Genomic DNA, 21763 nt, shown 5'->3' with positions numbered 1-21763 from the left:
CGCGATCGCTGCTTTCCCACATCAACTTTACGACCTTCGGTACAGGATACGTAAGCATATGCTTTCGAAGTTAGTTTTCCTTCGGAAAACTTAAGCGTAGGCTTCCGAAGTGAGTTTTCCTTCGGAAAACTTTTAGGAGGGGTAGTCATGAGCTTTAAAAGTTATTTCACTCGTTATTGGCAATTGTACGCGCTCGTTGTACTTCCACTGGCATATTTTCTCATCTTCCGATATGGTCCGATGTACGGGATCCAGATTGCCTTCAAGGATTTCAACTTCTTTCAAGGTATTCTTGGAAGTCAGTGGATTGGATTTGATGCCTTCAGAGAAGTTTTTGGGATGCGGGATTTTTATCTTGCGCTCCGGAATACACTCATGCTGAATTTCCTGGATTTGCTGGTTTCCTTCCCGGCACCGCTCATTCTTGCGATCCTGCTGTATGAGATGAAGATCGTCTGGTTCAAGCGTCTCTCGCAAACCGTCCTGTATATTCCGCATTTTATCTCTTGGGTTATTATTGGCGGGATTGTCTATCAGGTGTTCGGTACGCAGTCGGGCATGATTAACAACCTGATTACTAGCATCGGCTTTGAAGCGATTCCGTTCCTAACTAGCAAGAATGAGTGGCTCGTTACGTACCTGCTTGTCGGTGTATGGCAGAGCGCAGGCTGGGGAACCATCATTTACCTTGCAGCGCTGACGGGTATTAACAAGGAGTTGTTTGAGGCAGCCAGCATTGACGGCGCCGGTCGACTGAAACGAATCTGGCATATCACCTTGCCTGGTTTGAAATCGACTATTGTCATCCTGCTCATTATCAATCTGGGCAACATGATTTCCATCGGTTTTGATCGTCCCTATGTCATCGGTAACTTGGCGGTAAGGGAGTACTCGGATGTGCTCAGTACGTTTGTATATCGCGTCGGATTACAATCCGGACAATATACAATGGCTACAGTCGTCGGCCTGTTCCAAGCCGTTGTCGGCATGATCTTTGTTCTGGGAGCTAACTATACCTCCAAGAAACTGACCGACGAGAGCATTCTTTAATCAACCATGAAAGGAGCATCTCCCTATGAAAGAACAGACTGCTAGCCGCTGGTTCGACATGACCACTGTCATCATTCTAACCGTAACTACCTTGTTATGCCTGGCTCCATTTGTGCATTTGATAGCGATATCCCTTAGCTCGGCAGGTCCGATCACCTCAGGCAAGGTTAGTCTGATCCCGGTTGATTTTACGATGGAAGCCTATGCCAAAGTATTCTCTGACGCCTCCATGATTCGCTCGATGTTCTTTACCATTGCCTTAACCCTGTTGTTTACCGTGATGTGCATGCTCATGACGATTATCTTGGGCTATCCGCTCTCCCGCAAAAAGCTAAAAGGACGCAAAACGATGATGTTGATCGTCGTGATTACCATGTTCTTCAGCGGGGGCATTATCCCTGAATATATTCTGGTCCGTAATCTGGGCATGCTTGATTCCATTTGGGCACTGGTTTTGCCGGGCCTCATTAATCCGTTTTATCTGATCATCATGGTCTCGTTTTTTAACAACATACCAGAAAGTCTCGAAGAATCTGCAGAAATTGATGGCAGCAGCCATTTCCGGACGCTCATAAGCATTATGCTGCCGCTGTCGCTGCCGGTTTTGGCGACCCTTAGTCTGTTCTACGCAGTTGGCCGTTGGAATGGATTCCAGGATACACTGATGTATATTACCAGTCCCGAATTGTATCCGCTTCAGCTCAAATTGTATCAGATGGTCCAGAATTCCATGATCACAGACTTATTGAAAAATGAAGGCGGCCAGCGTAACATGTTGCTTGTACCCGAAAGTTTGAAGGCTGCAAGCGTTATCTTCGCAACGGTGCCGATTCTGCTCGTGTATCCGTGGCTGCAGCGCTTCTTTGTTAATGGTGTCATGTTGGGAGCAGTGAAAGGATAGTCCAGCAACAGCCCGCTACCGGGCTGGGAGGTGAAGATGGAATGCAAGCGTACGAGAAAATCGTCGCCATCAACGATGAGTGGGCTCAGATCGGGATGGAGCGACAAGTATTGGAGCCGGGCAGCCGCTTCTATGGCGGAATTCGGGATCCGCTGACGGGCGTGGCCTGGCCCAGTCACGTGAGCGGGGCACCGACGTATATTGCAACATGGGCAACTGCCTTGCTGTGTAAGGATTCGCGGTACTATCGGGACGAACAGCTGGCAGAGCGGCTGGCACTCGCTGCAAGCTTTCAGTTGCGGTCTCAGCATCGCGATGGTACAATTTCACCAGGGTTTACCAACATGCATTCGCCGCCGGATACGGCTTTTGTCATCAGCGGTCTGGCGCAGATCTATGAATTGCTGACCGCCAGCGACTGGGAGCCTCTGGAGGCGGCAGCCGGAACGATTCGGCAGTTTCTGGAACGCACAGTTCCAGCGATGCTTACGGGCGGCTGCCATACGCCCAATCACCGTTGGGTACTGACTGCCGCATTAGGGTTTCTCTACCGGCTTACCGGAGACATGGCGCTCCGACAGCGGGCTGGGGAATGGCTCGCCGAGGGAATGGATTGTACGGCCGACGGAGAGTGGACAGAGCGCAGCAACGGCATTTACAATTCCGTCAGCGATTTATCCCTGTATTACACGGCTGAACAGTTCGACATGCCGGAGCTGCTGGATCCTGTCCGGCGCAATCTGCAGATGATGACGTACATGATTCATCCGGACGGTGAAGTGGTCACTGACTACTCAGGCCGGCAGGATTTTGGAACAGCAGCCCAGGCCTCAACCTACTTTCTCATCGCATCGCTTATGAGCAGGGAGGGGGCAACTCCCGAAATTGCAGCACTCGCTGCGCATGCAGGGAAAGCGCTAACCCTACCGGGGGGCCTGCCAAACCACACCCTGACAGGCGTGCTGCGATATCCGGATCTGCTGCAGATCCAGGCCGCCTCCGCTCCACTGCCGGAGCGTTACCGGATCGTTTTTAATGCCGATGTGCCACGGGCCCGCTATTTGCAGGACATGAAGCATGCAGGCCATGCTGGAGTCATCTATCATAGCCGCATGCATACGGAATTTGGGGCAGCGGTGGCCCGGCACCGCGAAGGCCGTACGAGCGCTACCGTGATGACGGAGAGCCAGTCCTTTTTCTCCCTGCGTCATGGCTCAGCCCGTCTGCTTGGTGTTCAGGTCGCTACTGCCTTCGAGCCGGGCTTCGTCAAGCTCCAGCAGCTAGAAGTGGCGGAGCAGGGCTATCGGCTTAGCGCCCGGGAAACCAAGGGTTATTACGGCCCTCTGGGAGGCGATCTGCTTCCTGAGACCGCTACCACACCATGCAGCCCCTGGTATTTGCTGCCGCATCATTTGCGGGAAATTACGCATGAACAGGAGCATCGTCTGCAGGTTGATCTAACCGAGGACGGGGAGGGGTGGCTCATTCGGATCCGCTGCGACGAGCCGGAGCTGCTGATGACCCAGGTGTCCTTTTTGCTCAGTAGCGAGGGTGAACTGGCAGGGGAGCATCTGGTGGAGCAAGCTCCGAACCGCTTCATGCTGACGCAAGGCAGTGTGAAATTAAGTGCGGGAGACGACTGGATTGCAATCGATGGCGGCTCACAAGACCATTTGGCTCCGTCACTGCGAACGGTGTATCCCGAGCAATGCCGTACGGTCCTGGTCAATTTGCTTACGCCGTATGATCACACCTTCCGGATTACGCTGTCCCCGGCAGATCCAGTACTACCGGCCACAAGCCCGGTGCAGGCGGATTAGGTCCTGCGTCCTGCACCGGGGCAAGAACACTTGCAGGGCAATTTATTTTAGATGTGGGTTAAGCGCTTAACCCAACGAGAGGAGACTTTATGACGACCATTCGCTTATCGATGTCTCAGGCGCTGCTCAAGTTTCTGGACCAGCAATATGTCTCGGTTGACGGCCATGAGTTCAAGTTTGTACAAGGGGTCATGGGAATTTTCGGACATGGCAATGTGACAGGACTCGGGGAAGCGCTTGAGCGCAGTCCGGGTTCGCTCACCTTCATCCAGGGCAAAAACGAGCAAGGCATGGTGCATGCCGCGGCTGCTTTTGCCAAGCAGCGCAAGCGTCGGCAAATCTATGCTTGCACCTCTTCCATTGGTCCGGGGGCCCTCAATATGGTGACGGCCGCTGCTACAGCTACCGTAAATCGGATTCCCGTCCTGCTCCTGCCTGGTGACAACTTTGCTTGCCGTCAGCCCGATCCGGTGCTCCAGCAGCTAGAGGTACCAGGCGATTATACGATGTCGGCGGTAGATGCCTTTCGTCCGGTCAGCCGATACTGGGACCGGATCGTCCGCCCGGAGCAGCTCATCAGCGCTGCACTGCAGGCGATGCGGGTACTGACCGATCCAGCCGAGACTGGCGCCGTTACGCTGGCGCTGCCACAGGATGTGCAGGCCGAGGCGTACGATTATCCGCTATCGTTTTTTGACAAGCGGGTACATGTGATTGAGCGCAGACCACCTGCAGCAGATGCGGTCACCCGCGCGGCAGCCGTAATCACTGCCAGCCGGCGGCCGCTTATCGTCGCCGGGGGTGGCGTACACTATGCGGATGCTGGTAAGGAGCTGGCGAATTTCGCTGAACAGTTCGGAATCCCGGTGACAGAGACCCAGGCAGGCAAGAGTATTCTGCCGTGGAATCATTCGTTGAACATGGGGGGGATAGGGGTTACAGGTACGCTGGCTGCTAACCGTCTGGCGAAGGAAGCCGATGTGATCATCGGTATCGGCACACGATATTCCGACTTCACCACAGCATCCAAATCGGCCTTTGCCCCAGATGTTCGATTCGTGAACTTGAACATTAACGGAGCGGACACCTTCAAGCTCTCGGGGGTGCCACTCACGGCGGATGCCAAAGAAGGCATTCAGGCGTTGCAGCATGCCCTTAGGGATAGCGGTTACCTCAGCGGTTATGCCGCCGGTGAGCTGGCAGAGCGACAAGCGGAATGGACGAGCGAAGTGGACCGTCTCTATGCGTTGGAATCGGAGGAAGGCTTGGTGCAGACTCGTGTACTCGGTGTCATTAATGAGTCTCTGCAGCCTTCGGATGTTATCGTCTGTGCAGCTGGCAGCCTGCCAGGGGATCTGCAGCGGCTCTGGCGTCCTTCAGAGCCCGGCACCTACCATATGGAATATGGCTTTTCCTGTATGGGGTACGAGGTAAGCGGCGCTTTTGGGGCTGCGCTCGCTGAGCCCGACCGCAATGTCTATGCGCTGGTAGGCGACGGCAGTTACCTGATGCTCCACTCCGAGCTGCTGACAGCGATTCAGGAAGGCGTCAAACTGACCGTACTGCTGCTGGATAACCACGGCTTCCAGTGCATTCACAATCTGCAGCGCGGCCATGGCAGCGATGGCTTCGGCAATGAATTCCGACGCAGGGATGGAGCTAGCGGCCGCCTGACCGGCAACTATCTGCCCATCGATTTTGCCGCTCACGCCGCGAGTATGGGGGCCAAGACGTGGCGGGCCAGCACAGTGGAGGAGCTGCGTCAGGCGCTGCATGAATCCCAGGCCTATCCTGGCGTTTCACTGCTGGACATCAAGGTGCTGCCAGGCACGAACACATCCGGCTACGAGTCCTGGTGGCGCGTCGGTGTGCCGGAGGTATCCGAGAGCGACAAGGTGCGGGCCGCGGCTCAAGAAATGGCCGAACGGTCGCATGAAGCCAGTGAACTCTATCATTTGAACGGGAAGGAGTAGTTGCTATGCTGAATCAATTGCCATTTCAGATCGGAGCGCATCCGATCAACTGGGTGGGCGAAGATGTGAAGGAGCATGGAGCCGATACAACATTTGAGACCATTATGGATGATCTGCAGGCCTTGGGCCTGCGCGGCACGGAGATGGGACGCAAGTATCCGACGGACCCCGTGACATTAAAGCGGGAGCTCGACGCCCGCGGCATTCAGCTCGTGTCACAGTGGAAGTCCGTGCTGTTCTCTGATCCGTCCTATCGTGAGCAAGAGCTGGCGGCCTATCGCAGCCATGTACAGTTTCTGAGCGAGATGGGCTGCAAGGTGGTGAGTACCGCCGAGATCGGTGGTTCACAGCATTTCGACCCGAGACGGACACCGCATGAGAAGGAGGTGGCCAGGCTCGATGAAGCAGGCTGGCAGGCGCTGGCCGAAGGACTGAATCAGGCTGGAGCCATTGCCGGTGAATACGGTCTGAAGCTGACATACCATCATCATGGCGGAACCGTTGTCGAACGCCCGGAGGAGATCGACCGATTGATGGAGCTGACAGATCCGGCTCATGTCCACCTGCTCTACGATACCGGCCATGCCTACTTCGGAGGTGCAGATCCGCTAAGTGTCCTGCGCAAGCATTATGACCGCATCGCTTATGTGCACTTGAAGGATGTGCGGCCGCAAGTGCTGCAGCAGGCTGCCCAGGATGGGACGGACTTCATCGGCTGTGTCCGCAAAGGAGTGTTCACACTACCAGGCGATGGAGCGCTCGACTTTGCCCCGATTATCCGGGAGCTGTATACCCGCGGCTATGACGGTTGGGCGATGCTCGAAGGCGAGCAAGATCCCGCGCTGCATCCGCCGCGTCAATACGCTGAGCGGGCGCTCAACTACTTGGATGGCTTGATGAAAGGAGACAATGAACATGATTGCATTTCCTGAACAGAAATCCCTTGATTTTGTAGCCGTCGGCCGGTTGTGCATTGACCTGAACGCCAACGAAATCAACCGCCCGATGGAGGATACCGTAACCTTCACCAAATATGTTGGCGGTTCGCCAGCCAATATCTGCATCGGCATGGCACGTCTGGGTCTCCGGAGCGGCTTTGTTGGCAAGGTCGCCGACGATCAGATGGGCCGCTTCATCGTCCGTTATCTGGAGCAGAATGGCATTGAAACATCGGGTGTGGTCACGGATCATACCGGAGCAGTGACAGGTCTGGCGTTCACGGAGATCAAGAGCCCGACGGATTGCAGCATTCTGATGTACCGGGATAATGTGGCCGACCTGCTCCTGGAAACGGGCGAAGTGCAGGAATCCCTGATCGCCGGTGCCAAGCTGCTGCTCATCTCCGGCACGGCACTTGCCAAGAGTCCTTCCCGGGAAGCGGTGTTCCAGGCCTTGGCTTATGCCCGCAAGCACGGCGCCATTATCGCCTTTGACCTGGATTATCGTCCGTATACCTGGACCTCGCAGGACGAAACAGCGACCTACTACAACCTGGCAGCCGAGCACTGCGACATCATTATCGGAACCAGAGAAGAGTTTGACATGATGGAGCGGCATGAGGATAACCCCGGCCATGAAGACCGGATCACCGCCTCCAAATGGTTCGATTACCGGGGACAGGTCGTCATTATCAAGCATGGCAAGGAAGGCTCAATCGCCTATACCCGCGATGGCGGCAGTCACCGCACGGGCAGCTATCGGGCGGAAGTCGTCAAGACATTCGGAGCCGGGGATTCCTACGCGGCTGGGTTCCTGTATGGTCTGATGCAGGGCTGGTCCATTGAGCGTAGCATGCAGTATGGCAGCGCGGCGGCAGCGATCGTCGTGTCGAGCCATAGCTGCTCCGATGCCATGCCAACGGCAGACGCCGTCCAGAACTATATCGATACCCATACGATGCAGCAAGCTTAACTATGAAGGGAGATTCGCAATCCTTATGACAACTACCAAACAAGCACATGTCATCACAAACTTCATTGGCGGCCAATGGGTCGACTCCGCATCCAGCACGACGGAACCGGTCTACAACCCTGCGACCGGAGAAGTAATCGCCGAGGTCCCATTGTCCACCCGCGCCGATCTGGATGCAGCCGTGGCAGCGGCCAAGGCTGCTTATCCGGGCTGGAGCCGTACCGCCGTACCGCGCAGGGCTCGTCTGTTGTTCCGTTATCAGCAGCTGCTTGTCGAGCATTGGGAGGAACTGGCCAAGATCATTACGCGCGAGAATGGCAAGAGTTACGCAGAGGCATATGGCGAAGTGCAGCGCGGCATCGAATGCGTGGAGTTCGCCGCTGGCGCGCCGACGCTGATGATGGGCAAAGTGCTGCCAGATATCGCTACATCGCTGGAATCTGCCATGTATCGGTACCCGGTCGGCATCGTAGGGGGCATCACGCCGTTCAATTTCCCGATGATGGTGCCTTGCTGGATGTTTCCGCTCGCCATTGCCTGCGGTAATGTCTTCGTATTGAAGCCGTCCGAGCGGACGCCACTGCTGGCGAACCGTCTGGCCGAGCTATTCGCTGAAGCTGGATTGCCGGAAGGCGTACTTAACATCGTACACGGGGCGCATGATGTCGTGAATGGCTTGCTGGAGCACGCCGATGTTGGGGCCATCTCATTTGTCGGTTCGCAGCCGGTGGCAGAGTATGTGTACAAAACCGGTACCGCACACGGCAAGCGGGTGCAAGCGCTGGCAGGAGCCAAGAATCACTCCATCGTACTGCCTGATGCCGATCTGGATGCTGCTGTCCAGCAGATCACGGCAGCTGCATTCGGCTCAGCCGGCGAGCGTTGCATGGCCTGTGCGGTCGTTGTAGCCGTAGGCGATGTCGGGGATACACTCGTCGCCAAGCTGAAGGAAGCGGCAGACAAGATCGTTATTGGCAACGGGATGGAGAAGGATGTGTTCCTGGGTCCGGTCATTCGGGGGCCACACAAGGAACGTACGCTGGGCTATATTGATCGCGGCGAGCAAGAGGGCGCGCGGCTTGTCCGTGACGGGCGTCAGGATGCGGCTGTTGAAGGCGAGGGCTATTTCGTGGGTCCAACGATCTTCGACGAGGTGACGCAGCAGATGAAAATCTGGCAGGATGAGATTTTTGCGCCGGTTCTCTCGATTGTTCGCACGGAGACGCTGGAGCAAGCGATTGAGCTCGCCAACGATTCCGAGTTCGCCAACGGTGCCTGCTTGTTCGCGCAGGATGGCAGCGCCGTGCGGCAGTTCCGGGAAACGATCGATGCCGGCATGCTGGGAATCAATCTTGGCGTCCCTGCACCAATGGCATTCTTCCCGTTCTCGGGCTGGAAAAAATCCTTCTATGGCGATCTGCATGCCAATGGCGGCGACGGCGTCGAGTTCTACACCCGCAAGAAAATGGTTACGGCACGCTGGTAAGCTACATCATCGCAAGATTCCTATACGATAGCAGCAAGAAAAGGAGCACAAGTCATGGAAAAAATCAAAATCGGGATTATTGGCGCCGGACGCATCGGCAGGATTCACGCAGAGAATTTGGGTCGATTGCACGAGGCTGAGGTCCTCGCCATCAGTGATCCGTTCGCAGATGACAGCTTGCGCAAGTGGGCGCTAGAGCTGGGTATCGGATTGGTAACGACTCGTAGCGAGGAGGTGCTTGATCATCCCGCGATAGACGCGGTGCTGATCTGTTCACCGACTGATACGCATGTGCCGTTAATCAAGCAGGCAGCTGCGGCGGGCAAACACATTTTCTGCGAAAAGCCTGTCAGCCTATCGATTGAGCAGACGGCGGAAGCCCTCGAAGCTGTTCGGTCGGCTAACGTGACGCTTCAGGTTGGCTTTAACCGACGGTTTGATCGTAATTTCCGCAGAGCCAGAGAACTGGTCTTGAGTGGAGAGGTCGGTCAGCCGCACCTGGTCAAGATCACCTCCCGCGACCCGGCTCCGCCAAGTCCGGAGTACATCCGCTCGTCAGGCGGCATCTTCATGGATATGACGATCCATGACTTCGATATGGCGCGGTATTTGACGGGCAGCGAAGCGGTAGAGGTCCATGCCTTTGGCAGCGTGCTCGTGGATCCCGTTTTTGCACAGTATGATGATGTAGATACAGTGATCGTGACCATCCGCTTTGAGAATGGAGCGCTTGGGGTCATCGACAACAGCCGTCAAGCCGTATACGGCTATGATCAGCGTATCGAGGTGTTCGGGTCGGGTGGCAGCGTGGCAGTTGCCAATGACTATCCCAACACGGCGGAGGTTCATACGGCCTCCGGCGTAAAGCGCGACAAACCGCTGCATTTTTTCCTGGAACGCTACACCGAAGCTTATATTGAAGAGTTGAAGCAGTTCGTCTCCGCCCTGGGCGGCAGCATCCCGGTTCCGGTCGATGGCAGGGACGGGTATCAGGCAGAGCTGATGGCATTGGCCGCCCGGCACTCGCTGAAGCTGAATCGTCCGGTGAGACTGGATGAGGCGAGACAGCTCCGCAAGCTTGCGACCACGCATGAAGGAGGCATGTAGATGAGTAATCCATTGATTGTACCATCAGCCAAGCAGCCGGCTGGGGATGGCAGTCTGCTGCGCATTACGCCGGAATCGGCGGGGTGGACCTATGTAGGGTTTGAAGCCCTGCAGCTCGAGCCCGGCCAGTCGTTAGAACGCCATACGGGAGACCAAGAGGTCTGCCTGGTGCTGCTCAGCGGTCGTGCCGACGTGTCGGCTGCCGGCCAGACCTGGGAAGGAATCGGCAAGCGGATGAACGTGTTCGAGAAGATTCCGCCCTATTCGGTTTATGTTCCTGGTGGTGAAGACTACCGGATTACAGCCATTACTTCACTAGAGTTGGCGATCTGTGAAGCGCCTGCCACCGGTGGCGGGCACGCCGCCCGGCTGATTGCACCGCCAGAGGTGGGCGTGGAGAAGCGGGGCAGCGGCAGTACGGAACGGCTGGTCCATAATATTTTGCCGGAGCAGGAGCCAGCAGACAGTTTGCTGGTGGTGGAAGTCTTTACTCCGGAAGGGAACTGGTCCAGCTATCCGCCTCACAAGCATGACCGGGACGCGTTGCCACAGGAATCCTTGCTGGAGGAAACGTATTATTTCCGGGTCGATCCCCCCCAGGGGTTCGCTGTGCAGCGGGTGTATACGGATGATCGTTCACTGGATGAGACGTTGGCGGTTGGCGATAGGCAGGCCGTGATGGTGCCCCGCGGCTATCATCCGGTTGGTGCACCTGCAGGCTACGAGGTGTATTATCTCAACGTCATGGCCGGGCCGCGACGGACCTGGAAGTTCTACAATGATCCAGATCATGAGTGGCTAGTTCGCAAATAGCGCCCAGTGCGAGGAAATGAAGATGAGAGCTACGATCTATGACATCGCGCGGGAAGCCGGTGTGTCCATCGCTACGGTATCCAAGGTCATCAATCATAAAGGGAAGATCAGTGCAGATAAACGACGCGAGATCTTTGCGATTATGGAACGACTCCAGTACCAGCCAAGCCGGATTGCCTCGGCGCTGACTGGCAAGCATACGTATACGCTGGGACTGCTGATCCCTGACATTGCCAATCCATTCTTCGCCGAGGTGGCCCGCAGCGTGGAAGATCGCGGGCACGAGCTCGGATACAGTATCATCATCTGCAGCACCGATAACCGGGACGAACGAATTGCACAATACCTAGCGGTGCTGCGTCAGAAGCAGGTTGACGGCATCATCATCGGTACGGGGCTGAGCAGCACTGAGGTGCTCGGCGAGCTGAGCCGGACCACGCCTGCCGTTGTCATCGGGCGGGAGGTTCCCTCGGTAGAGGTTCATACCGTGGTTGCGGATGACCGCTACGGCGGCCGACTCGCTGCTGAACATCTGCTGGCCAATGGTCACCGCCGGGTAGGCGTACTAGTGGAGCAGCTGGGTATTGTCAGCAGCAGGGAACGGCTGCGGGGCTTTCGGGAGCGACTCGCTGAAGCTCAAGTTGAGCTGCCCGAGACCGCCTTGCGTGAATGCAGCTACCGGATTGAAGATGGCAAGCGCCAGGCTGCCCATCTGCTCGCTGCGGCTGATCGGCCCACAGCCCTCTTCTGTTGTAATGATCTGCTTGCCGTAGGTGCGCTGCAAGCCGCCAGAGAAGCAGGGGTCGATGTGCCCAGACAGCTCTCCATCATCAGCTTTGATAACACGATTCTGGCCAATGTGACGGACCCGCCGCTCACGGCGATCGCACAGCCCATGGCGCGTCTTGGCGCGGCGGCAGTAGATCTGTTAATGGAGGAGTTTGGTCACGAGCCGACAGTGAAGAGACGAATTGCCCTGCGCACCGAGCTGATCGTGCGGGCGTCAACGGCGGCAGTGACCTGATAATACTAATGAAGTGTTTTGCTAATGAGCCACATGTGTGCACGTGGTCCTCACGTACGTCGGAAGATACCTCCGGCGTTCGCGAGGACCTTTTTTTTACATTTATATTATAGTTTCCCGTGGATGAAATACGATTCGTTTTGCATGATTATGTGCTAGTGCTATTGACTGTGGTTTAATGGTATGATTAGAGTATTGTAAAAAAAGGAGGCGGAACCTATGACGACGGCATCTACTATTCTTAATCGTCTCAAGGACGAAACGGCGCCAATGCACGAGCAGATTGAAGAAAATGAATATGCCACCGCCATTATGAATAATCATCTCACGATGGATCAATATAAAGCGTATCTGGTTAAATTTTACGGATTCATCAAGCCGCTGGAGATACGTTTCGAAGACGTCGAGCAGCCCCCGGGAAGCGCACTTACCGAGCCTTCCCGCAACAAAACAGCCTGGCTGGAGCATGACCTGATGGCACTTGGCCTGGATCGGACTGCACTTGATACGGTACCTCAATGCGATTCCTTGCCGGATGTGTCTACACGCGCCAGGGCTTTGGGCTGCTTGTACGTGCTGGAGGGCTCCACGCTGGGAGGCCAGATGATTACGAAGAAATTGTCGCAATACCTGCCGATCGACCCGGCGGATAACGGACGATATTTTAATAGCTATGGTGCAGACACGCGGGAACGCTGGCAAGCGTTCCGCCAGGAGCTGCTAGCGGAGGCAGACAGTGCAGAAAAAGAAACACAGATGATTGAGGCAGCTAGGGATACGTTCGTGCTGCTGGACCGCTGGATCACCGATACCTTGCCACCTGCCCATTAGAGTTAGCATTATAGAAGGGAATGGAACGGATGTCTGATGCGAGCAACAAGAACAACAAAGAGCTGCTGAACCGTACGCTCCTCACCGAGGGCGATTATATCCTCAAGGATCCGATCGACCTGACCAATTGCGACAAGGAACCTATCCATATCCCAGGCAGCATACAGCCGCATGGCGTCCTGCTGGCCGTTTCCACAGAAGATTATACAATCATTCAGTGCAGTACGAATACAGAGCAGGTGCTCGGCATCGAACATGCGTTGATGCTGGGCATGAGCTTGCGCGAGCTCGTCCCTGCGCAGGAGCTGGACAATATGGTCAAGCTGTATCGCAACCGCTCGATTCCCTCCGCACTGAATTACATGCATGTGACGCTGCAGACGCCTTCAGGCAACAAGCCTTTTTTCGCCATTATGCATGAGAGTGACAATACGCTCATTCTGGAGCTGGAGGCGGGGGACGATGAGGCTTCCACGGAACAGAACGATTTTGAATGGATTCAGACGTTCTTCAATATTATTAAGCAGACTGGCAGCAGGCTTGAGGCGAGCCAGGTCACGGCAGAGCAGCTGCGTCTTATTCTTGGTTATGACCGGGTGATGGTTTATGAATTTGACGACAACTGGAATGGCAAGGTTATCGCCGAGGCCAAGAAAAAAGGACTGGAGCCGTTTCTGGGGCATCACTATCCAGCCTCGGATATTCCCAGACAAGCACGAGAGCTCTACCTGCGGAACTGGCTGCGTACGATTGTCGATGTGAGCTATCAGCCGGTACCGATTCTGCCGGTGCTGCATCCCCAGAACGGCAAACCGCTCAATCTAAGCTTGTCCACCTTGAGAAGCGTGTCGCCGCTGCACATTGAGTATTTGCACAATATGGGCGTGCAGGCGACAATGACGATCTCTCTTATTCATGAAGGCAAGCTGTGGGGACTGATTACATGCCATCATAATTCGGTCAAGTATGTGACCCATCGGATGCGCAATCTGTGCAATTTCCTGGGAGCCTTCTTCTCCAACGAGCTCTATCAACGACAGCAGCTTGATGACTATCAGGAAGAGGTTGAACTGAAGACCAGGGTCAATCAGCTCTCCAGTATCTTCATTGGCAACACCACAGCCGCCGCTGTCATGAAGCGACTGAAAGCCTCAGAGTCTGCTTTGCTTGAGTTGATGAAGGCATCAGGGGCAGCCGTCTGTTATCAGGGTGAGCTAACCTTGTTCGGCTCGACCCCTGGTCGTGGTGAGGTAGAGGAGCTCGCAGCCTGGCTGTCGGATCAGGCGGTAGACCATGTCTATCATACGTCCCGACTCAGCAAGGAATTTGAACCCGCACGGGAATACAAACATTTGGCATCGGGTGTCATGTATTTGGCGCTTGCAACTGAGCATAACGAATTTATCATCTGGTTCCGCCCTGAGGTCATCCAGATTGTGGATTGGGCCGGCGACCCCGCCAAGGCTGTCATTCAGGAGAACGACGGGGTGCGTCTATCCCCTCGCAAATCGTTCGAGAAATGGCGGGAGGTGGTGGAGTCGACTTCTCTGCCATGGCGTGAGATGGAGAGTCGTGTGATGCCGGATTTTAGTAGCGTCATGCTCCGGCGAACGGAGCATCAGCTCTTGCAGGCAGAGGAGAAGGCGCTGCTCAATATGCGCATTATCAAGGAAAACGAGAAGCGGTACATGCAACTGATGGAGATTTCGTCAGCCGCGTTCTTTACCTTGACGGACAAGGAGATTGTGTACTGTAACGAACGGGCTGCCCGGTTATTCCGGGCGCAGGATTCTCACACCATGGTAGGCAAGCGAATTGACGAATTATTTTACAATGAGGGAGAGACATTGCTGCTCTCCGAGCTGGATCGTCTGGAGCATTCCACAGAGCAGCTCACATCGATGTCTGAGACATTGACGTTACTGGATGGAACTGTGCTTGAGGTGGAGCTGACGGCTGCGCAGGTGCAGTTCGGAGGCAAGACCTCCTATTGGATCATTGTGCGTGACCGGGAGAGCAGTCAGCGTCAGCAAGACAGCTACACGGATGTTGCCGACCAACTGCAGAAGTATATGAACATGGACCCGCTCACTGAAATCCCTAACCGCCGTTTCTTTGAAGAATCGCTGTTCCATGAGTGGGACCGTTGTTTGAAGGCGGAGCAGCCCTTGTCGCTTTTGATGGTCGACATCGACAATTTCAAAGTGTACAACACGATGCAGGGCTTTCACGGCGGAGACCTGTGCTTGCAGTGGGTCGCTGATGTTCTTAGTGCTATTGGCAAGCAGCAGAACGACGCGTTTATCGCACGGTACAGCGGGGGTACCTTTGCCTTGTATATGTCCAATACGGAATTGCAGGCGATGGCCGAGCTGGGGGAAGAGATTCGCAAATCGGTGATGTCGGTTCAGATTCCCATGGATCAGTTGGAAATGGGCGATTCGCTGACCGTCAGTATCGGTGTTTCTTCTACTGTGCCTACGCTGCAGCGCAGCCATGCCAAGCTGATTCGCCAAGCGGAGAAAGCATTGGCTCAGGCCAAGCGTACCGGTAAGAATCGCGTTGTGAGTCTGTAAATAGAGAGGATGGAAATGATGCAAACCTTGCTGCTGCTTGGCAGCCTGAATATGATTGTCGCTGTTATTTTGGGCGCTTTTGGCGCCCATGCCCTGAAGAAAAAGCTGCAACCGGAGCAGCTAGCCGTCTACCAGACTGGCGTTCAATATCATATCGTCCACGCACTCGGCATTCTTGTCGTCGGTCTGCTCACAGGAGATGCAGCAGTTGGTTCTCTGGCAGTTACTGCGGGCTGGGTCCTGTTCATTGGAATTGTGTTGTTCAGCGGCAGTCTATATGTACTAAGTATTACGGGGATACGCAAGCTGGGAGCCATTACCCCACTAGGCGGATTGGCATTCATCGCAGGATGGGCGATCCTGGTGGCAGCTCTCTTGCAAAATTAGTCTTGTCATCGGATCTTGTCAGAGGAGGGTAACCCATGGAGCATGTGCATGGCAGCCATGATACGGTATTGGTCTTATTCTCATATGTCATTGCCGTCGCCGCTTCGTACACCGTACTCGACTTGGGCGGACGGATCATCACCTCGCGCGGCAGCATCCGCTGGGGATGGCTTGTCTTTGGGGCAGCCATTATGGGGATGGGCATCTGGTCAATGCATTTTGTCGGCATGCTGGCCTTTTCTTTACCTGTTCGGATTCCTTATGATATGGGGCTCGTCATCTTGTCCGTATTTGCGGCCATCTTGGGCTCCCTGCTTGCCTTAATTAGTGTCAGCCGTCCCCAGTTGCCACTCGGACGGCTTCTGGTGGGCGGCGTTACTCTCGCAGCCGGAATATCCTGCATGCATTACATCGGAATGGCCGCCATGCAGGTGAATATTACATACGATCCTTTATTGTTCACGCTTTCTATCATCATCGCTCTGGTGGCGTCGATAGCGGCCTTGTGGCTGGCCTTTTATTTTCGCCAGGCAGGGGGAAGGCATGAAGTTTGGAAGAAGCTTGGCAGTGGTCTGATTATGGGTACAGCGATAGTCGGCATGCATTACACAGGAATGCTGGCGGCCCATTTCGAGTTAAGAGATCCTTCGCAGATGTCTACTGGCATGTTGTTGGATCAGACGTCGCTAGCCTATACCATTTCGATCGGCACCTTACTAACTTTGGGCCTCTCCATGCTTAGTATTGTCATTTCCAATCGTTTTTCTCAGAAGGATAACCAACTGCAAGAGCAATCGGATGAGATCCAGCTCAAAAACCAGGAGCTGCTGCTGCTGAATCATCATCTGGAGGATCTGGTAGCGAAGCGAACCGCGGAGCTGGAGCAAGCGCATGACGAGGCTATCGAAGCGAATAAAATCAAAAGCCAGTTTTTGGCCAATATGAGTCATGAGCTCCGAACACCACTGAATGCCATTATTGGCTATAGTGAGATGCTGATGGAGGAAGCGGAAGACCTGGGTCAACAGGAGCTGATGGAGGACCTCGACAAAATTCGAAGATCCGGTAATCACCTGCTGACCCTCATCAATGACATTCTCGATATTTCCAAAATTGAAGCCGATAAGATGGAAACGTACATTGAAGCATTTGCGCTGGAGGATTTGGTCAAAGATGTTGAATCCACGGTGCTTCCGCTGATTCGTGCCAATGGGAATATATTGGAGATTGCATGTGCCTCTGGTACGATCGTTGGCGATCAGACCAAGCTGAAGCAGGTGCTGCTGAATTTATTGAGCAACGCTGCCAAGTTCACCAGTGAAGGCAAGGTACGTCTCAGGGTGGTGGAGGCTTCGAGGGAGGCTGCCGGCTATTTGTTTGAGGTGGAGGACAGTGGGATAGGGATTGAGCCAGAACAGCTGGACAAGCTGTTTCAGCCGTTTACCCAGGCGGATGCCTCGACTACGCGCTTATATGGAGGTACGGGTCTCGGACTGACGATCAGCAAGCATTTTGTTGAGATGATGGAGGGGGATATGCAGGTACGAAGTGTACCAGGACAGGGCAGCACCTTCCAGTTCTGGATTCCTGCGGCTCCCGCGCTTCAGACCGAGAAGATTCACGTTTCTTGAGAACTTCGATTGTTGACGTAAACAGGCCTCGGCCGGGTATGCTCCCGGGTCGAGGCCTTCGTGTAGATGCTTATGGTCAGTGGGATTTGATAAGCGTGTCGATCGATCCGCCCTGGGTAATAATCTGGATGGCTGTGGCCAATCGTGGGGCCATTGGGATAATCACGAACTTGTTGGAATGCTCTTCGGGAAGAGCGATCGTATTGGTGATGACGACTTCCTCGATATTCGGATTGTCCAGCTTCTGCAGCCCATCTGCGGAGAAGAGTCCATGGGTGGCGCAGACATAGGCATTATGTGCACCGTTCTTCTTCAAGGCCTCAACGACATTGACAATGGTGCTGCCGGTATCAATCAAGTCTTCAATGATAATCGGCGTCATGCCTTCGACCTCGCCAATAATATGCGTAATCTCCGACATATTGTGGGCAGGGCGATTCTTGATCATGATTGCAAACGGACAATCCAGACTGTCAGCCAGCTTCTCGGCTGTGCCAGCTCGTCCCGCATCAGGAGAGACGACGACAGGATTGGCGATTCCCTTGTTCCGCAAGTAATCTGTAATCAGGTCTAGTGCCGTAAGGTGGTCTACGGGAATTTCGTAGAAGCCTTGAATGGGATCGGCGTGCAAATCAATCGTCACCAATCGGTCGGCACCTACCGAGGTCAGAACGTCAGCGACCAGCTTGGCTGTAATGGGTTCACGCGGAGCGGATTTTCGCTCTTGGCGCGCATATCCGTAATAAGGCATAACCAAGTTGATGGTCTTGGCAGATGCACGTTTGGCAGCATCGATCATAATCAGCAGTTCCACCAAATTTTCATTCACGGGATGCGACAGAGACTGGACGATGAAGACATCGCAAGTCCGGATCGGTTCTTCGTACGAGACATGAATTTCGCCGCTGCCTTGACGCGAAATCTCAACCTTGCCCAGCGGAATGCCAAGACTTTTGCAGATCTGCTCCGCAAGGGGCCGATTAGACGAGCCGGAGAATAATTTTACTTTGTTCATGGGTCCTCCTTACGGTTGTTAATCTGCTTGCTATTATAGCATAATCTTGCAAGTGACGAAATGTTGAGCCGTTCAAACAACGACTTGCCCATGGGGAAGAGAAGGACCTGCGAGCTGCGGCAGTAGAGCTCGAAGCTGTAATGGGACAACCGGTTTGAGATTGGGCGATAATAATTGCCAAAACACCCAGCCCTCTAGCCGTCTGCCGCATATCTTGTGGTGTAGCCTAAATTAAAGGAGGAAACAACATGGGTAATGCTGTAGGCGGTTATGGCGGATTTCATGGTACATCCACAGGTGCAATTCTCGTACTCTTCATTCTGCTGGTGATTATCTCCTGCACGTTCCTGTACTAATAGGAGCAGTAAACTCACCTCTGATCTGAACCAGTATCCGCACAGAAACCCCCGCCAGGCTGCTGGTGGGGGTTAGTCGCATATTACGACTCGAAATTTAGAAACACATGCTCACTTCGGTCATAGGGAACATGATTAATATAGAAAGTCAGTTCATTCCAATCGGTGACGATGCCGCAAGAAAGCAATTGGCCGTCAGATGAATGTAAGGAATAGACGTGCAGCAGCGTCTCCAAAGCATAGGCTGTTTGGACATCCTCGTTGTGGATGACTTCCTTCGGTGTTCTCGTAATTGTCACCCCCATTCGAAAATAACCTTAAATATACCATATCTATTTACCTCTGTAAACAGAGAATTTTAGTTTGCTCTTTACTAGGTGGACAAGGCATGTTATGGTTGGCAATATGAGGTGATTACAAGATGAGACGCGAGGAAATAACTCGACTGATTCGCCAGCATGTGATGACAGCATCCGCTGTGAGCGACTATCTACAGATTTCCAAGCAAAGCCTGTCCTCGTTAGTCAAACGGAAGAAACTGACCCCTGTAGTGGAAGAAGGGACTGTCCGGCTGTTCTTGAGAGGCGATGTTGAAGAACGCAAAGTGATGGCCAGCCAACTACGGGAGAAGTACCGACCCTACGAGTGAAAGGTGGTTAATTAACGAGGTGTAAAAGGCTTCATCCACGCGAGAGAATGATGAACAGTTCCTTGCTCTGAAGCACGAGTAGCCCTGCATCAATTACGATGCAGGGCTACTCGTGCGGGTGCTCACTCTAAGGGGGCCAGGTGGTTCTCAAGCATACCGCTGGGTATGGCTGACTCCGATCGTCGCAGCTAACTTGCTCTTGAGCTGGCGTTCCATTTCTGTCAGCTCGGCCTCGGCTTCGGAGCGGTGCTTGCGGCCTTCGTCATAAATCGTCATGGTTTCCTCGAGTGTAGCGATCAGCTCTTGGTGGACGGTTCGCATCGTCTCCATGCTGATCATCCCTTGCTCACTCTGGGAAGCAACATGCAGCGTTAATTCACGTTGGCGCTGGGCACTGCGCTGCATACTCGCCTCAATCTCTCCCTTGATTTGATTATGGACGTCCATTGCCCGGCTGATGCGAGCTTGGGCGCTGCTGGTCACGAGATCCATCTTCCATAGTGGAATCAGATTATAAATGACCGATTGAATTTTCTCCATCATCAGCTGCTCGCCCTGCTGGAGCAAGCGGATGCGAGGGGCTTGGGACAGTGAGATGAAGCGGGTGCGACGAAAATCATCGAGACGAAGCTCCAGACGGCGAATGAAATCCTCTGCCTCGCGGAGCCGCTGGTCTGCCCAGGGATCACTGCCTTCAGCAGCCCGTTCCTGCAGACGTGGCCTTTCCTCCGTCATGGCCTCTTCCAGGCGCAACTGCACCGCTGCGATATGAAGATCCAGCTGTTTAAAATAATCATAGTTGCGTTTCAATACGATATCGAGCAGTTGAATATCTTTTTGCAGCATAATGTAAGAGGCATCGAGCTGGGCGCGTATCGATTCAACCTGATCCTCCAGCGTGCGAGCTTGCTGTGCCGCCCGCTTCGCGCCTGCCATCCATTTGCCTACCAGAGGCAAGTTCATTAGCGACCGTGCGGGCTTCTCCTCCGAGGGACTCTGCTGCAGGGTCATAATGAGCTCCGTAACCGCCGCGCCGACATCTCCGCTGTCCCCGCTTCTGATCTGGGCAAGGATAGAGCCGGCAAATGAAGCAATATCCTCTTGAATGGTGTTGCCGAATCCCGCCACAGATCCAGACTCCTCGACGGACAACGTATCTGCCAGCCTCCGGGCCTGCTCCAGCTCAATGGGGCTCAACTGTCCGAGGATGCCGGACAGGTCGGTGCCTTGGCTTGCCCCTGCGGATTGAGGAGCCGGTGTCGATTCAATCATAGGTTTGTCCTCCTTTAGATTCCAGGCTATTGAAAAGGGAAGCCTCCGGTCACGGATCGATCTTCCGATCGCTGTTGTCCCCAGATTTCTTGGTTTTTTAACCGCTTTAGCGGTTGAAATCCGGGGACAAAGGCGAACGCTTCGCTTCTCCAGATTCGATTCCGTGCCTCTCCGGCCGTTTTTCAAATGCCTGAGACTTAACTTTAGCCCGTTACACGCTCCGAGCGCATAACCTGCTCGAGGGTATTGACTTCCACTTCAATATCAATGAGTTCATGACGCACCAGTTTGCGATAGTATTTGTCGAAGTGTGAACGGAGGCCAGGCAGCAGGCTTTCCATGCGCTTCACCTGGAATTCCATTTCTTTGGTGTATATTTCGCTATGAATCAAACGGTCATATTGTTCCATTAATCCGAGCGCAGTCGGTAAGTAGTAATCATAATGGCGCTGCACCAGGGCCAGTCCGCTGGGATTTTGCCGGATTTTCTCCGAGATGCTCTCGGACGTCGTACAGAGCGCATGGATTTTGGCTGCTACCTCTTGATCGGACAACCGCACGGCTATGGTGCGCAACCGAGTTAGCTGCTGTCCTGCAGTGTCGAGAGCTTGCTGGGCTCTTCCCGAGAGTGGATGCTCGGCCGATGCGAGCGAATAACCTGGGGACTCGGGGAGCGCATAGCCGTCTGCCTTCGCTCGATGAGAAGCTGATGACGGCTGATCTGCTGTGCGTGTCAGCTGTTGCTTGGCCAGCATAATAATGAGAACCATTGCGGCTGCGATAATTAACAATAGAAGCACGAGCGGCACCAAATAGACTTCCTCCTTTCACAACCACATCAGACTTGTCTACAATAGGCAATTTCATTTACCCGAAAATTAACAAATTTAAACAGTAGAATGGGAAAATTGTCCTCCGCCTCCGAAAATACTTGTATACAAGTATCCACAACGAGTGGTAA

The 21763-nt window shown here is 54.2% G+C and carries 20 protein-coding genes; 16 read left to right on the top strand and 4 right to left on the bottom strand.

The features are described 5' to 3' along the window. The first annotated feature begins 147 nt into the window (after positions 1-147). From F556_RS0111035 to F556_RS36180, 14 genes are all read left to right on the top strand, one after another. On the top strand, positions 148-1050 hold the full coding sequence (locus F556_RS0111035) for an ABC transporter permease (RefSeq protein ID WP_020617011.1): 903 nt from the start codon (positions 148-150) through the stop codon (positions 1048-1050). A gap of 25 nt (positions 1051-1075) precedes the next feature. Then, positions 1076-1951 carry a carbohydrate ABC transporter permease gene (locus F556_RS0111030; RefSeq protein ID WP_020617010.1) on the top strand — a complete coding sequence of 292 codons (876 nt, stop codon included), beginning with the start codon at positions 1076-1078 and terminating at the stop codon, positions 1949-1951. 41 nt (positions 1952-1992) lie between these two features. Further along, complete coding sequence (locus F556_RS0111025) at positions 1993-3771, top strand: hypothetical protein (protein WP_020617009.1); 1779 nt, start codon at positions 1993-1995, stop codon at positions 3769-3771. Positions 3772-3860: 89 nt separating this feature from the next. Continuing rightward, on the top strand, positions 3861-5744 hold the full coding sequence (gene iolD / locus F556_RS0111020; protein WP_020617008.1) for a 3D-(3,5/4)-trihydroxycyclohexane-1,2-dione acylhydrolase (decyclizing): 1884 nt from the start codon (positions 3861-3863) through the stop codon (positions 5742-5744). Positions 5745-5749: 5 nt separating this feature from the next. Next, complete coding sequence (iolE, locus tag F556_RS0111015) at positions 5750-6676, top strand: myo-inosose-2 dehydratase (protein ID WP_020617007.1); 927 nt, start codon at positions 5750-5752, stop codon at positions 6674-6676. Next, positions 6654-7655 (top strand): 5-dehydro-2-deoxygluconokinase, encoded by a 1002-nt coding sequence (iolC, locus tag F556_RS0111010; RefSeq protein ID WP_026297232.1) that lies wholly within the window; start codon positions 6654-6656, stop codon positions 7653-7655. Before iolE ends, iolC begins: the two co-directional genes overlap by 23 nt. A 25-nt stretch (positions 7656-7680) precedes the next feature. Then, positions 7681-9141, top strand: coding sequence for a CoA-acylating methylmalonate-semialdehyde dehydrogenase (locus F556_RS0111005; RefSeq protein WP_020617005.1), 1461 nt, complete (start codon positions 7681-7683; stop codon positions 9139-9141). A 54-nt stretch (positions 9142-9195) separates the two neighbouring features. Continuing rightward, positions 9196-10248, top strand: a complete 1053-nt coding sequence (gene iolG, locus F556_RS0111000; protein ID WP_020617004.1) for an inositol 2-dehydrogenase — start codon at positions 9196-9198, stop codon at positions 10246-10248. Then, positions 10249-11061 carry a 5-deoxy-glucuronate isomerase gene (gene iolB / locus F556_RS0110995; protein WP_020617003.1) on the top strand — a complete coding sequence of 271 codons (813 nt, stop codon included), beginning with the start codon at positions 10249-10251 and terminating at the stop codon, positions 11059-11061. It abuts the gene before it with no gap. Between the two features lie 22 nt (positions 11062-11083). Continuing rightward, positions 11084-12085, top strand: a complete 1002-nt coding sequence (locus F556_RS0110990; protein ID WP_020617002.1) for a LacI family DNA-binding transcriptional regulator — start codon at positions 11084-11086, stop codon at positions 12083-12085. Positions 12086-12304: 219 nt separating this feature from the next. After that, complete coding sequence (locus tag F556_RS0110985; protein ID WP_020617001.1) at positions 12305-12916, top strand: biliverdin-producing heme oxygenase; 612 nt, start codon at positions 12305-12307, stop codon at positions 12914-12916. 29 nt (positions 12917-12945) lie between these two features. Then, entirely contained in the window at positions 12946-15492 is a 2547-nt protein-coding gene (locus F556_RS0110980; protein WP_020617000.1) for a sensor domain-containing diguanylate cyclase, read from the top strand. An 18-nt stretch (positions 15493-15510) separates the two neighbouring features. Then, positions 15511-15879, top strand: a complete 369-nt coding sequence (locus F556_RS0110975; protein WP_020616999.1) for a DUF423 domain-containing protein — start codon at positions 15511-15513, stop codon at positions 15877-15879. A gap of 35 nt (positions 15880-15914) precedes the next feature. Then, positions 15915-17510 (top strand): MHYT domain-containing protein, encoded by a 1596-nt coding sequence (locus tag F556_RS36180; protein ID WP_020616998.1) that lies wholly within the window; start codon positions 15915-15917, stop codon positions 17508-17510. Between the two features lie 76 nt (positions 17511-17586). Here F556_RS36180 and F556_RS0110965 read toward each other — a convergent pair whose 3' ends face one another. Beyond that, positions 17587-18525 carry a ribose-phosphate diphosphokinase gene (locus F556_RS0110965; RefSeq protein ID WP_020616997.1) on the bottom strand — a complete coding sequence of 313 codons (939 nt, stop codon included), beginning with the start codon at positions 18523-18525 and terminating at the stop codon, positions 17587-17589. Between the two features lie 248 nt (positions 18526-18773). Here F556_RS0110965 and F556_RS38550 point away from each other — a divergent pair, with 248 nt between their 5' ends. Next, complete coding sequence (locus F556_RS38550; RefSeq protein ID WP_020616996.1) at positions 18774-18881, top strand: hypothetical protein; 108 nt, start codon at positions 18774-18776, stop codon at positions 18879-18881. 83 nt (positions 18882-18964) lie between these two features. Here the strand turns inward: F556_RS38550 and F556_RS0110955 are convergent, their stop codons facing one another. Next, entirely contained in the window at positions 18965-19180 is a 216-nt protein-coding gene (locus tag F556_RS0110955; RefSeq protein ID WP_157272697.1) for a hypothetical protein, read from the bottom strand. Between the two features lie 122 nt (positions 19181-19302). Here F556_RS0110955 and F556_RS0110950 point away from each other — a divergent pair, with 122 nt between their 5' ends. Next, positions 19303-19530 (top strand): sugar-binding transcriptional regulator, encoded by a 228-nt coding sequence (locus F556_RS0110950; RefSeq protein WP_020616994.1) that lies wholly within the window; start codon positions 19303-19305, stop codon positions 19528-19530. A 147-nt stretch (positions 19531-19677) separates the two neighbouring features. Here the strand turns inward: F556_RS0110950 and F556_RS0110945 are convergent, their stop codons facing one another. Together F556_RS0110945 and F556_RS0110940 are read right to left on the bottom strand one after the other, a co-directional pair. Then, positions 19678-20802, bottom strand: a complete 1125-nt coding sequence (locus F556_RS0110945) for a toxic anion resistance protein (RefSeq protein ID WP_020616993.1) — start codon at positions 20800-20802, stop codon at positions 19678-19680. Between the two features lie 203 nt (positions 20803-21005). After that, a complete protein-coding gene (locus F556_RS0110940; protein ID WP_157272696.1) occupies positions 21006-21611 on the bottom strand; it encodes a 5-bromo-4-chloroindolyl phosphate hydrolysis family protein in 606 nt (201 codons plus the stop codon). Between the last annotated feature and the right edge of the window lie 152 nt (positions 21612-21763).

Origin of the sequence: Paenibacillus daejeonensis DSM 15491 (assembly GCF_000378385.1) — a bacterium.
GTDB classification, from domain to species: domain Bacteria; phylum Bacillota; class Bacilli; order Paenibacillales; family Paenibacillaceae; genus Paenibacillus_D; species Paenibacillus_D daejeonensis.
Note: the sequence above shows the minus strand (reverse complement) of the source record. Positions and strands in the feature narration are given on the sequence as shown.

Bases quoted from the DNA above. Each gene is read 5' to 3' on its own strand.
- F556_RS0111035 (WP_020617011.1), top strand. From the start codon at position 148: ATGAGCTTTAAAAGTTATTTCACTCGTTATTGGCAATTGTACGCGCTC.
- F556_RS0111030 (WP_020617010.1), top strand. From the start codon at position 1,076: ATGAAAGAACAGACTGCTAGCCGCTGGTTCGACATGACCACTGTCATC.
- F556_RS0111025 (WP_020617009.1), top strand. From the start codon at position 1,993: ATGCAAGCGTACGAGAAAATCGTCGCCATCAACGATGAGTGGGCTCAG.
- iolD (WP_020617008.1), top strand. From the start codon at position 3,861: ATGACGACCATTCGCTTATCGATGTCTCAGGCGCTGCTCAAGTTTCTG.
- iolE (WP_020617007.1), top strand. From the start codon at position 5,750: ATGCTGAATCAATTGCCATTTCAGATCGGAGCGCATCCGATCAACTGG.
- iolC (WP_026297232.1), top strand. From the start codon at position 6,654: ATGAACATGATTGCATTTCCTGAACAGAAATCCCTTGATTTTGTAGCC.
- F556_RS0111005 (WP_020617005.1), top strand. From the start codon at position 7,681: ATGACAACTACCAAACAAGCACATGTCATCACAAACTTCATTGGCGGC.
- iolG (WP_020617004.1), top strand. From the start codon at position 9,196: ATGGAAAAAATCAAAATCGGGATTATTGGCGCCGGACGCATCGGCAGG.
- iolB (WP_020617003.1), top strand. From the start codon at position 10,249: ATGAGTAATCCATTGATTGTACCATCAGCCAAGCAGCCGGCTGGGGAT.
- F556_RS0110990 (WP_020617002.1), top strand. From the start codon at position 11,084: ATGAGAGCTACGATCTATGACATCGCGCGGGAAGCCGGTGTGTCCATC.
- F556_RS0110985 (WP_020617001.1), top strand. From the start codon at position 12,305: ATGACGACGGCATCTACTATTCTTAATCGTCTCAAGGACGAAACGGCG.
- F556_RS0110980 (WP_020617000.1), top strand. From the start codon at position 12,946: ATGTCTGATGCGAGCAACAAGAACAACAAAGAGCTGCTGAACCGTACG.
- F556_RS0110975 (WP_020616999.1), top strand. From the start codon at position 15,511: ATGCAAACCTTGCTGCTGCTTGGCAGCCTGAATATGATTGTCGCTGTT.
- F556_RS36180 (WP_020616998.1), top strand. From the start codon at position 15,915: ATGGAGCATGTGCATGGCAGCCATGATACGGTATTGGTCTTATTCTCA.
- F556_RS0110965 (WP_020616997.1), bottom strand. From the start codon at position 18,525: ATGAACAAAGTAAAATTATTCTCCGGCTCGTCTAATCGGCCCCTTGCG.
- F556_RS38550 (WP_020616996.1), top strand. From the start codon at position 18,774: ATGGGTAATGCTGTAGGCGGTTATGGCGGATTTCATGGTACATCCACA.
- F556_RS0110950 (WP_020616994.1), top strand. From the start codon at position 19,303: ATGAGACGCGAGGAAATAACTCGACTGATTCGCCAGCATGTGATGACA.
- F556_RS0110945 (WP_020616993.1), bottom strand. From the start codon at position 20,802: ATGATTGAATCGACACCGGCTCCTCAATCCGCAGGGGCAAGCCAAGGC.